The sequence below is a fragment of the Micromonospora sp. NBC_00362 genome (assembly GCF_026342155.1).
GTDB lineage: Bacteria > Actinomycetota > Actinomycetes > Mycobacteriales > Micromonosporaceae > Micromonospora > Micromonospora hortensis.
Genome location: NZ_JAPENH010000001.1, coordinates 433,174 through 447,502 on the forward strand (window position 1 = coordinate 433,174; position 14,329 = coordinate 447,502).

A 14,329-nucleotide genomic window follows, 5' to 3' on the forward strand; every position below is an offset into this window, starting at 1 on the left:
GCAGGTGACGACGACATCTCCGGGTGAGCACCCGGACCGGCCGCCGACGAGCGCGTGATCGCGCCCGTGTCGCCGCGGCCTCCGTCGTCATGCCCTGCTTCCATCGGGGTGCCGATGTGCGCCCCGGATCGTCGTCTCCGAGGTTCCCCATGTCTGTTCGACCTGCTCTCATCGCCCAGGACCTCGTGCGGGTCCGCGGCGACCGCCGGGTGCTCGACGGCGTCTCCCTGACCGCCGCGCCCGGCCACCGGATCGGCCTGATCGGTGAGAACGGCACCGGCAAGACGACACTGCTGCGGGTCCTGGCCGGCGTCGACGTACCCGACTCCGGCACCGTCACGCGCCCACCGGACGTCGGCTTCCTGCACCAGGAACTGCCGTTGCGGGCATCGACCACCATCGCCGCCGTTCTCGACGACGCGCTGCGCGAGGCCCGTGCCGACCTCGCCGAGCTGGACCGGATCGGCGTCGCGCTCGCCGACTCGCCGCAGGGCACTGAGCAGCACGACCGGCTGCTGGCCGCGTACGGCGAGGTGCTGGAACGGGCACAGGACCGCGACGCCTGGGACGCCGACCGGCGTGCCCGCACGATCCTCGACGGCCTCGGTCTCGGCGGGCTGCCCCACGACCGCGTGGTGGGCGCGCTCTCCGGCGGGCAACGTGGCCGGCTCGCCCTCGCGGCGATGCTGGTCCGCCGGCCGAGCGCGCTGCTGCTCGACGAGCCCACCAACCACCTCGACGACGCGGCGGCGGCGTTCTGCGAGGACCAGCTTCGTGCCATGCCGGGGGTGGTAGTGGTCGCCAGTCACGACCGGGCCTTCCTGGACGCGGTCTGCACCGATCTCGTCGACCTGGACCCGGCGGTCGACGGGCCGGTCCGCTTCGGCGGCGGCTACACCGCGTACCTGACGGCGAAGCGGGCCGAGGCGCAACGGTGGCGACGGCGCTACGACGACGAGCAGGCGCTCCTCGCCGAGCTGCGCGAGGCCGCCGCCGTGACTGGGCACCAGGTCGCCCACGGCCGGGGCCCGCGCGACAGCGAGAAGATGGGGTACGGGCACACCGCCGGCCGCGTGCAGAACCAGATCTCCCGTCGCGTCCGCGACGCCGCCCGTCGACTGGAGACGATCGAGCGCGACCCCGTTCCGGTGCCGCCGGAGCCGTTGCGCTTCCACGCGCCGGCGCTCGCGATCGGCGACAGTGACGGGGTCATCGTCACGGCGGACCGGCTGGAGGTTCCCGGCCGACTGCGGGTGGCGCACCTGGTGCTCAGGTCCCGCGACCGGCTGTTGGTGACCGGCCCCAACGGCACCGGCAAGTCGACTCTGCTCGCCGTGCTCGCCGGTCACCTGGTCGGTGCCGGAACGCTCTGGCGACGACCGGAGCTGCGGGTCGGCCTGCTCGCCCAGGACACCGTCTTCGCTGACGCGCGGCGGACGGCCCGGCAGGTCTTCGACGCGGCCGTCGGCGTGGAGCGAGCCGATGTCGTACCGCTGTCGTCCCTCGGGCTGCTCGCCCCGGCGGACCTCGACCGCCCGGTGGCCGACCTGTCGGTGGGACAGCGCCGTCGGCTCGCCCTGGCGGTGCTCGTCGCCGATCCGCCGGAGCTGCTCCTGCTCGACGAGCCCACCAACCACCTCTCGCCGACGCTCTGCGACGAGTTGGAGGACGCCCTGGGCGTCGGCCCAGGTGCCATCGTCGTGGCCAGCCATGACCGCAGACTCCGCTCCCGCTGGCCAGCCCGAGAGCTACCCCTCCCGCTGGCTCCCACCTGAACGGTTGATCATGAAGTTGTTGCCCTCCGCTGCGGCGTGTCGTGGCAATAACTTCATGATCAACGGGGTGGGGGCGGGGGTGGGTTCGCTGGTACGGGGGGTTGGAAACGTTTTCGTAACGGGGGGTTGACCTCTCCGCCGCCTACGGAGCAGACTCCCCGGAAACGTTTACAGCTATCGGGTGGAGGTGCCGGACGTGGGTCGTAAACGTTTACAGGAACCGGCGGACGGTCGGCCCACGGTGCACACCGTCGCCGCCCGCGCCGGCGTCTCCATCGCGTCCGCCTCGCGGGTGCTCAACGGCGTCGGCGGCAGCCCCGAGACGATCCGCAAGGTTCGCGAGGCGGCCGCCGAGGTGGGCTACGTGCCCAACGCGATCGCCAGGTCGTTGCAGTCCCAGCGCACCGGCCTGATCGCGCTCGCGGTGGAGGACATCGGCAACCCGGTCTACGTGGAGATGATGCGGGCCATCGAGGCCGTGGTCGCGTCCTCCGGGCGGCAACTGCTGGTGCACGCCACCGGCGGGCGGATCGACAACGAGACCGCTCTGCTGCGCCGACTGGCCAACCGCTACGTGGACGGAATGATCGTCTCACCGATCCGGGTCACCAACGACCACCTCACCGCGCTGGTGGACAGTCCGGTGCCGGTGGTGGTCGTCGGCCAGCTCGACGCGGACGCTCCGATCGACAATGTGCGTACCGACTCCCGGCACGGTGTGGCGCTGGCAGTGGACCATCTCGTCGCCACCGGTCGACGGCGGATCGGCTTCGTCAACGGCCCGCTCGACACCGTCCCGGGCGCCGCCCGCGACGCCGGATTCCGGGCCGCCCTGGCCCGACACGGCATCGGACTCGACGACGAGCTGATCGAGGTCGGCGACTTCCAGTACGCGGCCGGCCGCGCCGCCACCGAGCGACTGCTCGCCCGCGCCGACCCGGACGCCCTGGTCTGCGCCAACGACCTCATCGCGGTCGGCGCACTGCACGCCCTGCTGGTCGCCGGTCGTCGGGTGCCACAGGACGTCGCCCTGGTCGGCATGGACGACACCGAGCTGGCCCGGATGATGTTTCCCCAGCTCTCCAGCGTCTCGCTCGGCTCGGCCGAGCGTGGTCGCCGAGCCGCCGAACTGCTCCTGCAACGCATTGCCGACGCCACTTTGCCGCCACGGCGCGAGCAGGTGCCGCCAAGTCTCGTCGTACGCGCGTCCAGCGCCGCGACTCTGCCGGGCCCTCGACCTGCCACCGGCCCGGCAGGCCCACCGACCACCCACCCGTCCAGCGAAGGGGTGACCGCATGACCACCCTGGCCGAGCGACCGGACGTCGAGCGGGCCGAGCCGGCCCGCCGGCCGAACCGGTTCCGCTCCGACCGCACCACCATCTACCTTCTGTTGCTGCCGTCGCTGCTGCCGATCCTGGTGCTGTCGGTGTTCCCGCTGTTGCGCGGCATCTACCTCGGCTTCACCGACGCCCGGGCCGGTCGCAACGTCGAGGTCAGCTTCACCGGCCTGGCCAACTACCGCGACCTCCTCGGCGACGAGCTGTTCTGGAACTCGTTCAAGATCGGCCTGCTCTGGGCGGTCGGGGTGACGGTGTTGCAGTTCCTGCTCGCCCTCGGGCTGGCGCTGCTGCTCAACCAGCAACTGCGGTTCCGAGGTGTGGCGCGGGTGCTGGCCGTCGTGCCGTGGGCGATGCCGCCCGTCGTGGTCGGCATCCTGTGGAAGCTCGTCTACCACCCCGACGCCGGCCTGATCAACGAGTTCTTCCACCGCATCGGCGCCGACGGACTGCGGACGAACTGGCTGGGCGACTTCAGCACCGCCCTGCCCGCGGTGATCATCGTCGGAGTCTGGGCGGGCATGCCGCAGACCACAGTCGTCCTGCTCGCCGGCTTGCAGGGCGTGGGTCGCGAGCTGCACGAGGCGGCGGCGGTGGACGGAGCCAGCACCTGGCACCGGTTCCGGCACGTCACGTTGCCCGCGCTGGCGCCGGTGATCGTGGCGATCACCTCGCTGGACTTCATCTGGAACTTCAACTCGTTCGGCCTGGTCTACGTGCTCACCGCCGGTGGACCGGGCGGCAAGACGATGCTGCCGATGCTGTTCGCGTACGAGGAGGCGTTCCGCTACGGCAACTACGGCTACGCGGCGGCGCTTGGCAACGTCATGGTCGTGATCATCATCGCGTTGCTCGCTGTCTATCTCCGTCGCCGGCTCAGGGAGGCGAACTGACATGTTCGGAAAACCGAGCCGCACGAGCCGGACGCTGCAGTACCTGGCGCTCGCCGGCTACCTGATCTTCCTCGGGTTCCCGCTGGTCTGGCTGCTCTCCACGGCGTTCAAACCGCCGCGCGAACTGGTACGCCTGCACCCGACGTTGATCCCCGACAACCCGACAGTGCAGAACTTCGTGCAGGCGTTCACCGAGCAGGAGCTGGGCCGGGCGGCGCTCAACAGCCTCCAGGTCTCCCTCGCCTCGGCGGTGCTGACCGTGCTGATCGCCATGCCGGCGTCGTACGCCCTCGCCCGGTTCCGCTCCAAGCTCGGCACCGCCGCGCTGGGCTGGGTGCTGCTGTCCCAGCTCTTCCCGTTCGTGCTGCTGATCATCCCGATCTTCCTGGTGCTGCGGCAGGTCGGCCTGGCCAACACGCACGCCGGGCTGGTGCTGATCTACGTGGTCTGGGCTTTGCCGTTCGCGCTGTGGATGCTGCAGGGCTTCGTCCGCAACATCCCCAGGGAGCTGGAGGAGGCCGCCTCGGTCGACGGCGCGACCCGGGTGCAGGTCCTGCGACGGGTGGTCTTCCCGCTGCTCGCTCCGGGCCTGGTCGCGACAGCGCTGTTCTCGTTCATCTCGGCCTGGAACGAGTTCTTCTTCGCACTGGTGCTGATCAAGACCCCGGAGCTGGCCACCCTGCCGGTGGCGCTGGCCCGGTTCGTCGGCATCGAGGGCACCGCCCGCCTGGGACCCCTGGCCGCCGGCTCACTGCTGGCCACGCTGCCCAGCCTGATCTTCTTCGCGTTCATGCAGCGCCGGCTCTCGTCCGGGTCGCTCGCGGGCGCGGTCAAGGGCTGAACCGTCCCCCCAACCACCACCACCAAGGAGGTAATCCCCCATGCTCCGTACCCGATTCCGTCGACTCGCGGCGGCCGCCGCGGTCACGGTCATCGGCCTCGGCGCGCTCACCGCGTGCGGTGCCGGCGGCGACGACGAGGCCACCTCCGGCCCGGCCAAGCTGCGTTTCCTCAGCCTCGCCTGGCAGAAGGAGTCTCTGCAGGTCAACAAGGATCTGGTCGCCAAGTGGAACGCCGAGCACCCGGACATCCAGGTCGAGTACGTCCAGGGTGACTGGAACTCGGTGCACGACCAACTGCTCACCTCGTTCGAGGGCGGCGACGCGCCGGACATCGTGCACTACGAGGCGTCCTCGATCGGCGAGTTCAGCAAGCAGGGCTACCTGGCCGACCTCTCCGACCTGGTCTCGGACGACCTGAAGGGGCAGATCGACAAGGGCATCTGGGACACCGCGACCGTCGACGGCAAGGTCACCGGTGTGCCGTTCCTGCTGGAGTCGCAGGTCGTCATCGCCAACAAGAAGCTGCTCGACGCCGCCGGTGTCGCCGTGCCGCCGGCCGACGGCGGCTGGACCTGGGACGAGTTCCAGGCCAACGCGCAGAAGCTCACCAAGCCCGGCCAGTACGGCGCGGCCTGGGCGCTGAAGTCGCCGACCAACCGGGTGCTGAACCTCGCGCTCAACTACGACGGCACGTTCTTCTACGGCGACGGTGGCCGCACCGAGGTGAAGGTCGGCGACGCCGAGAAGGAGATCCCGAAGCGGATCCACGACATGCTCTACACCGCCAAGTCCGCCTCCCCGGAGGCACTCGGCATGAGCGGCGCGGACACCCTGCCCGGCTTCTTCGGCGGCAAGTACGCGATGCTGCCCGGCTCGGTGTCGCTGCGCCAGCAGATGGTCGAGCAGGCGCCAGCCGGCTTCGAGTGGGTCACAGTGCCCCCGATCAAGGGGCTCTCCACCAAGCAGGCCGCTAACCCGCAGACGCTGTCGATCTCCGAGGACAGCAAGCACAAGAAGCAGGCCGCGCAGTTCCTGGAGTACTTCCTGAACCCGACCAACATGGCAGCCCTGGCCAAGGGTGACTGGTTGGTGCCGACCGGCAAGCAGGCCAACGAGGATCTGGTCAAGCTCACCGCCGGCAAGCAGGGCTGGGACGTCGCCGCGGACAGCGCCACGGACCTGACCGTCGCCCCGTTCCAGCAGGCCGACGGCTACCCGGAGTGGAAGACCAAGTACGCCACCCCGGCCCTCCAGCAGTACTTCGCCAACAAGATCACCCTCGATCAGCTCGGCACGCAGCTGGTCGACGGTGGCAAGCAGGTTCTGAGGTAACGACATGTCACTCTTGCTCGACACATCGGTCGGTTGCCTGGTCGGCGCCGCGGTCGGAGACGCCCTGGGTGGCGCCACCGAGACGGCGCTGCCCGAGCAGATCCGCACCCGCTTCGGCGGCTGGGTCGAGGGCATCGTGCCCCCGTACCACGCCGACTGGGCCACCGCACGACCCCTCGCGCCGTACCACAAGGGCGACGGGCACATCACCGACGACACGTTGATGACCCACGCCCTGGTCCGCGCGTACGCGGCCAAACGGGACCACCTCGACGCGTACGACGTGGTGGAGCTGCTGGTTCCCGACCTGATCGAGCGGGTGGTGTACATCCCCGACCTGGAGCGCGACGGGGTGACCTTCCACCGGCTCGCGGCCGCCGAACGGTGGCTGGTCACCCGACTGCACCACGCCCACGCGGACCCGCGCGAGGCCGGGGTCGGCAACATCGTCAACTGTGGCGCGGCCATGTACATGGCCCCGGTCGGCATCGTCAACGCGGGCGACCCGGCCGGGGCGTACGCCGAGGCGGTGGAGATCGCCGGCGCGCACCAGCACAGCTACGGGCGGGAGGCCGCCGCCGTGTTCGCGGCCTCGGTCGCGGCGGCCGCGACCCCCGGCGCGGGCGTCGAGGACGTCGTGGCGGCGGCGCTGGACCTGGCCCGCGATGGCACCCGCGCGGCCATCGACGCGGTGGTCAAGGAGGCCCGAGGCCACCACGACTGGAAGCAGGCCATCCCGGCGCTGCGGGCCGCGGTCGCCCCCTACGACACGGTGGGGGAGGAGTACCGCAGCCCCGGCCTCGGCGCGCGGCGGCCCAGTCGCCTGCACGCCATCGAGGAGCTGCCGGTGGCTCTCGGCATGCTCGTGGTGGCCGGCGGCGACTTCCGGGCCGCGGTGCTCGGCTCGGTCAACTACGGCCGGGACGCGGACTCCACAGCCACCATGGCCGCCGCCATCGCCGGGGCTCTCGGTGGCGCCGACGCGGTGCCGGCGGAGTGGTCCGACGTGGTCGCCACCGCCTCCAGGACCGACCTGGTGGAGCCGGCCCGGGTCCTGGCCGCGGTGGCCGGCGAGGTCTTCGAACGCGACCAGGCCCGGTTCGCCCGCCGGGCGGAGCGGTTCGCCGGGCTGGCCGTCGGTGCCACCCGGGGGGTTGGGGGCGAGACCCGGTGAGAATCACCTGGGTTCAGCCCGAGGACCTCCTGCCGCACGAGCTGGCGGCCAGCCGGGACGAGGGGCGCGACGTCGCCGCGATCGCCCAGCGGTGGACGGCGGCCGGCGGGGACCTGACCCCACCGGTCAGTGGGGCGTCGGCGACCCCGGCGTCGCCGCAACTGCGGGCCCTCGCCACGGAGCTGCTGGACGCCGCCGACGCGGTGCCCGCCGTCGACACCGCCGACGAGGCCGACGACCTGGCCACGCTGCGCGCCGGATGGCCGACCAGCTGGTCGCTGCCGACCGAGGCGGCGTACGACAGGCTGCACGGCGGGTGGCTCGGCCGGGCGGTCGGCTGCCTGCTCGGCAAGCCGGTGGAGAAGATTCCCCGCGAGGGCATCCGGGAGATCCTCACCGCGACCGACCGGTGGCCACTGCGCGACTGGTTCACCGCGAAGGGACTCCCGGTCGAGGTGGCCGCCCGCTGGCCGTGGAACCGGCGCAGCGCGCCGACCAGCCTCGCCGAGAACATCGACGGGATGCCCGAGGACGACGACCTGAACTACGCGTTGCTGGCGCTGCGCGTGCTGGAGACGCACGGTCGGGGCTTCACCAGCGCCGACGTGGCGCAGGCGTGGCTGGACTGGCTGCCCGGCGGGCGGGTCTTCACCGCCGAGCGGGTGGCGTATCGCAACCTGCTGCTCGGGTACCCGCCGCCGCAGAGCGCCCGCCGGCACAACCCGTTCCGGGAGTGGATCGGCGCGCAGATCCGCAGCGACGTGTACGGCTGGGTCAACCCCGGCCGGCCGGACCGCGCGGCCGAGCTGGCGGTGCGGGACGCGACGGTCAGCCACGTCCGAGGTGGGGTGCACGGCGCGCTCTGGGCGGCGGCGCTGGCCGCCGCCGCGCCGGTGGCCGACACAGTGGACGAGGTGCTGGACGCCGCCGAGGCGGTGCTGCCGCCGGCTAGCCGGTTCGCCGCCACCGTCCGGGAGGCACGCGCCCTCGGCGCGGGCACCGACGACTGGGAACGCGTGGTCGACGAGCTGTACGCACGACACGGCCACCTGCACTGGGTGCACGTCCGCAACAACGCCGCGCTGGTGGCCGCCGCCCTGGCGTACGGGCGGGGGGACCTGGAACGGTCGATCACCGCTGTGGTCAGCGGCGGCTGGGACACCGACTCGACCGGCGCGACAGTCGGCGCGGTGACCGGAGCGCTCACCGGCGCGTCCGGGCTGCCGCCGCGTTGGGTCGCCCCGCTGCACAACCGGCTGGCCAGCAGCATTGGCGGCTTCGACGGGATCGGCTTCGACGAGCTGGCCGAGCGGACCCTCGCCCTGGCGCAGCCGCCGACGGAAGGGAGCGTGGCATGAGCGCGCGGGTGGCGGTGGTGGGCAGCAGCAACCTGGACCTGGTGGTCACGGCGTCGCGGCTGCCCCGCCCTGGTGAGACGGTGCTCGGCGAGAACTTCCGGACCGTACCCGGCGGCAAGGGCGCCAACCAGGCCGTCGCCGCCGCCCGGGCCGGCGCGGCCTGCGACTTCGTGGGAGCGGTCGGCGACGACGAGTTCGGTACCCGGATGCGGGCCAGTCTCGTCGACGCGGGAGTGGACGTCAGTGGCCTGCGGACCGCCGCCGGCCCCTCCGGTGTCGCGTTGATCGCCGTCGACCGGGACGCGGAGAACTTCATCCTGGTCGCGCCCGGCGCCAACGGCACGCTGACCGAGCTAGACGCTGACGACCGGGCGACGATCGCGGCTGCCGACGTGTTGCTCCTGCAACTGGAGGTGCCGCTGACCGCGGTGCTCCAGGCGGCGCACTGGGCCCGGGCCGACGGCACCACAGTGGTGCTGAACGCCGCACCCGCCGCCGCGCTGCCCAGCGCACTGCTCGATCTCGTCGACGTGCTGGTGGTCAACGAGCACGAGGCGGCCGTCGTCGCCGAGGTCGCCTCCGACGACCCACCGGTGCTGCTCGACGCCCTGCTGAAGCTGGTGCCCCGGGTGGTGCTCACCCTCGGCGCGCGCGGGGCCGCGTACGCCGATCGACACGGCCTGCGTCTCGCGGTCCCGGCGCCCCAGATCGACGCGGTGGACACCACCGCCGCCGGTGACGCGTTCACCGGCGCGCTCGCCGTGGGCTGGGCCGAACGCGGCGGCGCCAGCAGCGAGGACACCGTCACCGCCAGCCTGCGCTGGGCCTGTGCCGCCGGCGCGGCCTGCGCCCAGCGGCCCGGAGCGTCCACCGCCCTGCCCGACCGGCCGGCCATCGACGCCCTCTACGACGCGACCTACCGAGGTGCACAGTGAGCTTCAACCCGTACGTCCCGCGCCCGATCGACCGGCCGACCGAGGTGCCGTTGGGCGGGCACGCCGACCTGAGCACCCTGGACGAGGCGAAGATCTTCGCCGCCCCGACCGACAGGGCCGACTGGCCGGCCTGGCGGGAGCAGATCGCCCGGTGGCGCGTCGACGCCCGGCACCGGATCGGCTACGGCGGCGAGCACTACGACGAAATCGCCGGTGACTGCTTCAGCATCTGCCTGGCCTGGCTCTGGGACGAGACGCTCTACGACCACGAACGCGGCGTCTTCACCGTCGACGAGTTCCTCGACGCGGCCGGGCGGGACTTCGGCGGCTTCGACGGGGTGGTGCTCTGGCACGCGTACCCGGTGATCGGCCTCGACGACCGCAACCAGTTCGACTGGTACCGGGACGTACCGGAGCTGCCCGAGGTGGTGCGCGCCTTCCAGCAACGTGGGGTGAAGGTCTTCGTCGACTACAACCCGTGGGACACCGGCACCCGGCGCGAGCCGGGCAGCGACGCCGAGGAGGTCGCCACGCTGGCCGGCAAGCTCGGCGTCGACGGGGTCTTCCTGGACACCCTCAAGGAGGGTGCCGGGGAGCTGCGCGCCGCGCTGGACACGGTGCGCCCCGGCATGGTCCTGGAGGGCGAGAGTCGGGTGCCGCTGGCCCGCATCGCCGACCACGCGATGTCCTGGGCGCAGTGGTTCGCCGACTCCGAGGTGCCCGGCGTGCTGCGGGCGAAGTGGTTCGAGCGACGGCACGTGCTGCACCACACCCGGCGCTGGCACCGCGACCACCTCGACGAGCTGCACTCCGCCTGGCTCAACGGCGTCGGCGTGCTGGTCTGGGAAAGCGTCTTCGGCGTCTGGGTCGGCTGGAACGAGCGGGACCGCGCGGTGCTGCGGGCGATGCGCCGGGTGCAGGCCAGCCACGCGGCGTGGTTGCGCGCCGAGGACTGGGTGCCGCTCGCCGACCATCCCGGCGACGGCCAGGTGTACGCGTCCCGCTGGACGCACGACGACGAGCCGCTGTGGACGGTGGTGAACCGGGGCGCGGACCACGACGGCCCGTGGCTGGTCACCGACCCGAGCGCCGGCCGACACTTCGTCGACCTGGTCACCGGTGCCGAGTTGACAGTCACCGAGACCGCCGACGGTCGACTGGCGGTGGGTGGCCCACTCCCGGCCGGCGCGATCGCGGCCGTGGCGCGCGGACTCGCCTCCGCGCACCGGCACGAGCCGCCGACCGGCGACCCGTCCTTCCCGGCCCGAGCCGCGGTGCGCGTCCGTACGCCGTGGACGCCGCTAGCGCAGGTGCCGCCGGGCCTGGTCGCCGTCGAGGGCGGCCGGCACGAGCTGGTCGTCCGGCACCGGGTACGGGAGACCGGGCTGTACGGCGAGGCGCCCTACGTCGACGAGTGGAAGCCGCTGCCGCCTCGGCTGCACCACAGCGGCACGCTGCGGCGCAGTGTGCGGCTCGGCCGGTTCGCCATCGCCGTGCACGAGGTCACCCACGGCGAGTACGCCGAGTTCCTGCGCGCCACCGGCTACGTTCCGGTGCGCCCGGAGCGGTTCACCGCCGGCTCCGGCCCGGCCGACGCCCCGGTGACCGGGGTCGAGTTGGCCGACGCGCGGGCGTACGCGACGTGGGCCGGGCTGCGCCTGCCCACCGAGGACGAGTGGCAGGTCGCTGCCGAGGCGGGACTGCTCGTACGGCGGGAACCGCTGGTGTGGAACCTGACCGAGAGCGAACACTCCGACGGCCGTACCCGCTTCGCCATCCTCAAGGGTGGCGCCCAGTACCGGGCGGAGGGCTCCGACTGGTACCTCGACGGAGGCCCGCAACCGGCGGACGTGTCGGTGAAGCTGCTGCTCACCGGCGCCGGTCTCGCCCGCTCCGAACAGGTCGGCTTCCGCTGTGCGGCCGACCTGCCGGAGGTGACCCGGTGACCGCGCCACTGCACGGCGTCACTGTCGTCGACCTGGCCACCCTCTTCGCCGGGCCGCTCGCGGCGGCGTTCCTCGGTGACTTCGGCGCCGACGTGATCAAGGTGGAGCATCCGGCCAAGCCGGACCCGTCGCGGGGGCACGGCCCGGCCCGCGACGGTGTCGGGCTGTGGTGGAAGGTGCTCGGCCGCAACAAGCGCACCGTCACCCTCAACCTCTCCGACCCGGACGGCGCGGAGCTGCTGCGCCGGCTGCTCGCCGACGCCGACGTGCTGGTGGAGAACTTCCGCCCCGGAACCCTGGAGCGGTGGGGGCTCGGCCCGGCCGAGCTGCACGCCGTCAACCCCCGGCTGGTGATCACCCGGATCAGTGGGTTCGGGCAGGTCGGCCCGTACGCCCGCCGGCCCGGCTTCGGCACCCTCGCCGAGGCGATGAGCGGTTTCGCGGCGGCCACCGGGGAACCGGAGGGGCCGCCCACGCTGCCCCCGTTCGGGCTGGCCGACTCGGTGAGCGCGCTCGCCGCCGCGTACGCGGTGATGCTCGCCCTGCGGGCCCGCGACGTCACCGGCGCCGGGCAGGTGGTCGACCTCGCCATCATCGAACCGATCATGGCGATGCTCGGGCCGCAGATCACCTGGTACGACCAGCTCGGCTACGTCCAGCCCCGGCTGGGCAACCGGTCCAACAACAACGCCCCGCGCAACACCTACCGCTGTGCCGACGGGCGCTGGGTGGCGGTCTCCACCAGCGCGCAGAGCATCGCCGAACGGGTGCTGCGGCTGGTCGGCCGCGGCGAGCTGATCGACGAGCCGTGGTTCGCCACCGGCAGCGGCCGGGCCGCCCACGCCGACGAGTTGGACGCGGCGGTGAGCGCCTGGGTGGCGCAACGGGACCGCGACGAGGTGGTGGCCGCGTTCGAGGAGGCCCAGGCCGCCGTCGCTCCCGTCTACGACGTGCGCGACATCCTCGCCGACCCGCAGTACGCCGCGCTGGGCACCGTGCGCACAGTGCCGGACGAGGAGTTGGGCGAGGTACGCATGCAGAACGTGCCGTTCCGCCTCGCCGAGACGCCCGGCGAGATCCGGCACGCCGGTCGGCGGCACGGCCAGGACACCGACGCGGTCTTCGCCGCGCTCGGCCTGAGCGCCGAGGAGCTGGCCGCGCTGCGCGAGCGGGGGGTGCTCTGATGCTGTTGAGCTGGCTCTACGTGCCCGGCGACCGCCCGGACCGGTTCGCCAAGGCGGTCGCCTCGGGTGCCGACGCGGTCATCCTCGACCTGGAGGACGCCGTTGTCGCCGGGCGCAAGGCGTACGCCCGGGACGCGGTCGCCGAGTTTCTCACCGAGGCGCACCAGGTGCCCGTGCAGGTCCGGGTCAACGAGCTGACCGGCCCGGACCTCGATGCCGACCTGGCGGCGGTGGCCGGCCGGCCCGGGTTGGCCGGGCTGCGGCTGCCGAAGGTCGAGTCGGCCGCGACACTGGCGGCCCTCGCCGAGCGGGTCGACGTGCCAGTGCACCCGCTGATCGAGTCGGCGGCCGGGTTGGAGGCCGCGTACCCGATCGCCGCTGCCCACCCGGCGGTGGCCTCGATCGGGCTCGGTGAGGCCGACCTGCGCTCGGATCTGGGGGTAAGCGACGACGACGGTCTGCTCTGGGCGCGCGGCCGGGTGGTGGTCGCGGCCCGCGCGGCCGGTCTGGCCCCGCCGGCCATGTCGGTGTACGCCGACGTCGTCGACCTCGCCGGTCTGGCCGCCTCCTGCGCGGCGGGCCGACGGCTCGGCTTCCTCGGCCGTGCGGCGATCCACCCGCGCCAGCTCCCGGTGATCGTCGACGCGTTCCGGCCGGCCGATCGGGAGGTGGCCCGCGCCGCGGAGCTGCTGGCCGCCGTGGCGGACGCGCACCAGCGGGATTCGGGGACCGTGGTCTTGCCCGACGGCCGGTTCGCCGACCGGGCGATGGTGGCCGCTGCCCGCCGTGTCGTGGACCTCGCCGCCCGCTACGCCGCCTGAGCCTCGCCGGCGCTGTTCCGTCCGGTCGAGGCTGTCCTGCTCGCGGCGGAGCCCGTCAGCGCTCGCGGCTGAGCGCGCGCTGCTGTCTGGGGTCGAGATGATCGAGCCGTTCGAGGTCGGCGGTGCCGGACCGGACCACTGCCGCCGCCAGCGCCACGGTCGCCGGCTGGACTCCGCTCTGCTGCTCAGCGGTGGCGATCCGGACCGACTGTGCGAGATGCGCCCGCAGGTGCCCGGCGAGCAGACGGTGAAACGGCTGCCCGCTGGCCGCCCGCAGCGCGGTCATCTCCTGCGCGGTGGCCATGCCCGGCATGTCGTGCCCCTCGTGCGGATTCGTCGTCGGGGCCGCGGCGTCGGCCAGTAACCGGCGGGCGCGGTCCAGGTCGGCGCGCCGGGTGGTCGCCACCTGGGTGGCCGTCTGCCGCCAGGCCGGGTCGGTGGTCCGCGCCGGCACCAGATCGAGGACGGGCAGCAGGCGTTCGGTCATCGCCACCGTCAGTTGCAGCCAGGCGATGTCGGTGGGGTTGAACGCCGTACCCGTCGGTGTCGGCGCGGTCGTCGCCGGCGGCGCGGTCACGGGCGGTGTGGCGGTGCTGGTCGCGTCCCGTGGCCCGCCGCCGCAGCCGGCGACGAGCAATACGGCGATGAGCACCGTGGACGCCGTGGGCTGGCGCATCCGATCTCCCTTCCCAACCAGTGCGGCGGGCCCGGGTGACCGGACCCGCCGCCG

The 14,329-nt window shown here is 72.9% G+C and carries 12 protein-coding genes; 11 read left to right on the plus strand and 1 reads right to left on the minus strand.

Annotated elements, in window-relative coordinates:
• The first annotated feature begins 149 nt into the window (after positions 1 to 149).
• The 11 genes from OG992_RS01920 (at position 150) to OG992_RS01970 (ending at position 13,599) form a co-directional block, all read left to right on the plus strand.
• The gene (locus OG992_RS01920; RefSeq protein WP_266302118.1) at positions 150 to 1,775 is read left to right on the plus strand and encodes an ABC-F family ATP-binding cassette domain-containing protein; all 1,626 of its coding nucleotides are present in this window, start codon (positions 150 to 152) and stop codon (positions 1,773 to 1,775) included.
• Between the two features lie 196 nt (positions 1,776 to 1,971).
• Positions 1,972 to 3,075 (plus strand): LacI family DNA-binding transcriptional regulator, encoded by a 1,104-nt coding sequence (locus OG992_RS01925; RefSeq protein ID WP_238683878.1) that lies wholly within the window; start codon positions 1,972 to 1,974, stop codon positions 3,073 to 3,075.
• The gene (locus tag OG992_RS01930; RefSeq protein ID WP_238683877.1) at positions 3,072 to 4,007 is read left to right on the plus strand and encodes a carbohydrate ABC transporter permease; all 936 of its coding nucleotides are present in this window, start codon (positions 3,072 to 3,074) and stop codon (positions 4,005 to 4,007) included. The genes OG992_RS01925 and OG992_RS01930 overlap by 4 nt, the downstream gene beginning before the upstream one ends.
• A 1-nt stretch (position 4,008) precedes the next feature.
• Complete coding sequence (locus OG992_RS01935) at positions 4,009 to 4,848, plus strand: carbohydrate ABC transporter permease (protein ID WP_112678219.1); 840 nt, start codon at positions 4,009 to 4,011, stop codon at positions 4,846 to 4,848.
• Between the two features lie 40 nt (positions 4,849 to 4,888).
• Positions 4,889 to 6,181, plus strand: coding sequence for a sugar ABC transporter substrate-binding protein (locus OG992_RS01940; RefSeq protein WP_266302119.1), 1,293 nt, complete (start codon positions 4,889 to 4,891; stop codon positions 6,179 to 6,181).
• 4 nt (positions 6,182 to 6,185) lie between these two features.
• Positions 6,186 to 7,355, plus strand: coding sequence for an ADP-ribosylglycohydrolase family protein (locus OG992_RS01945; RefSeq protein ID WP_266302120.1), 1,170 nt, complete (start codon positions 6,186 to 6,188; stop codon positions 7,353 to 7,355).
• Positions 7,352 to 8,713: an ADP-ribosylglycohydrolase family protein gene (locus OG992_RS01950; RefSeq protein WP_266302121.1), complete on the plus strand. Its 1,362-nt coding sequence runs from the start codon at positions 7,352 to 7,354 to the stop codon at positions 8,711 to 8,713. Before OG992_RS01945 ends, OG992_RS01950 begins: the two co-directional genes overlap by 4 nt.
• Positions 8,710 to 9,648: a ribokinase gene (locus OG992_RS01955; RefSeq protein ID WP_266302122.1), complete on the plus strand. Its 939-nt coding sequence runs from the start codon at positions 8,710 to 8,712 to the stop codon at positions 9,646 to 9,648. The genes OG992_RS01950 and OG992_RS01955 overlap by 4 nt, the downstream gene beginning before the upstream one ends.
• The gene (locus OG992_RS01960) at positions 9,645 to 11,594 is read left to right on the plus strand and encodes an SUMF1/EgtB/PvdO family nonheme iron enzyme (RefSeq protein WP_266302123.1); all 1,950 of its coding nucleotides are present in this window, start codon (positions 9,645 to 9,647) and stop codon (positions 11,592 to 11,594) included. Before OG992_RS01955 ends, OG992_RS01960 begins: the two co-directional genes overlap by 4 nt.
• On the plus strand, positions 11,591 to 12,778 hold the full coding sequence (locus OG992_RS01965; protein WP_266302124.1) for a CaiB/BaiF CoA-transferase family protein: 1,188 nt from the start codon (positions 11,591 to 11,593) through the stop codon (positions 12,776 to 12,778). The genes OG992_RS01960 and OG992_RS01965 overlap by 4 nt, the downstream gene beginning before the upstream one ends.
• Positions 12,778 to 13,599 carry a CoA ester lyase gene (locus OG992_RS01970; RefSeq protein ID WP_266302125.1) on the plus strand — a complete coding sequence of 274 codons (822 nt, stop codon included), beginning with the start codon at positions 12,778 to 12,780 and terminating at the stop codon, positions 13,597 to 13,599. Before OG992_RS01965 ends, OG992_RS01970 begins: the two co-directional genes overlap by 1 nt.
• Positions 13,600 to 13,654: 55 nt before the next feature.
• Here the strand turns inward: OG992_RS01970 and OG992_RS01975 are convergent, their stop codons facing one another.
• Positions 13,655 to 14,275 (minus strand): DUF305 domain-containing protein, encoded by a 621-nt coding sequence (locus OG992_RS01975; protein WP_266302126.1) that lies wholly within the window; start codon positions 14,273 to 14,275, stop codon positions 13,655 to 13,657.
• Positions 14,276 to 14,329: the final 54 nt, after the last annotated feature.

What these genes read in the sequence shown, in the direction of transcription:
- OG992_RS01920 (WP_266302118.1), top strand. Translation starts at nt 150, where the DNA reads ATGTCTGTTCGACCTGCTCTCATCGCCCAGGACCTCGTGCGGGTCCGC.
- OG992_RS01930 (WP_238683877.1), top strand. Translation starts at nt 3,072, where the DNA reads ATGACCACCCTGGCCGAGCGACCGGACGTCGAGCGGGCCGAGCCGGCC.
- OG992_RS01935 (WP_112678219.1), top strand. Translation starts at nt 4,009, where the DNA reads ATGTTCGGAAAACCGAGCCGCACGAGCCGGACGCTGCAGTACCTGGCG.
- OG992_RS01940 (WP_266302119.1), top strand. Translation starts at nt 4,889, where the DNA reads ATGCTCCGTACCCGATTCCGTCGACTCGCGGCGGCCGCCGCGGTCACG.
- OG992_RS01945 (WP_266302120.1), top strand. Translation starts at nt 6,186, where the DNA reads ATGTCACTCTTGCTCGACACATCGGTCGGTTGCCTGGTCGGCGCCGCG.
- OG992_RS01955 (WP_266302122.1), top strand. Translation starts at nt 8,710, where the DNA reads ATGAGCGCGCGGGTGGCGGTGGTGGGCAGCAGCAACCTGGACCTGGTG.
- OG992_RS01970 (WP_266302125.1), top strand. Translation starts at nt 12,778, where the DNA reads ATGCTGTTGAGCTGGCTCTACGTGCCCGGCGACCGCCCGGACCGGTTC.
- OG992_RS01975 (WP_266302126.1), bottom strand. Translation starts at nt 14,275, where the DNA reads ATGCGCCAGCCCACGGCGTCCACGGTGCTCATCGCCGTATTGCTCGTC.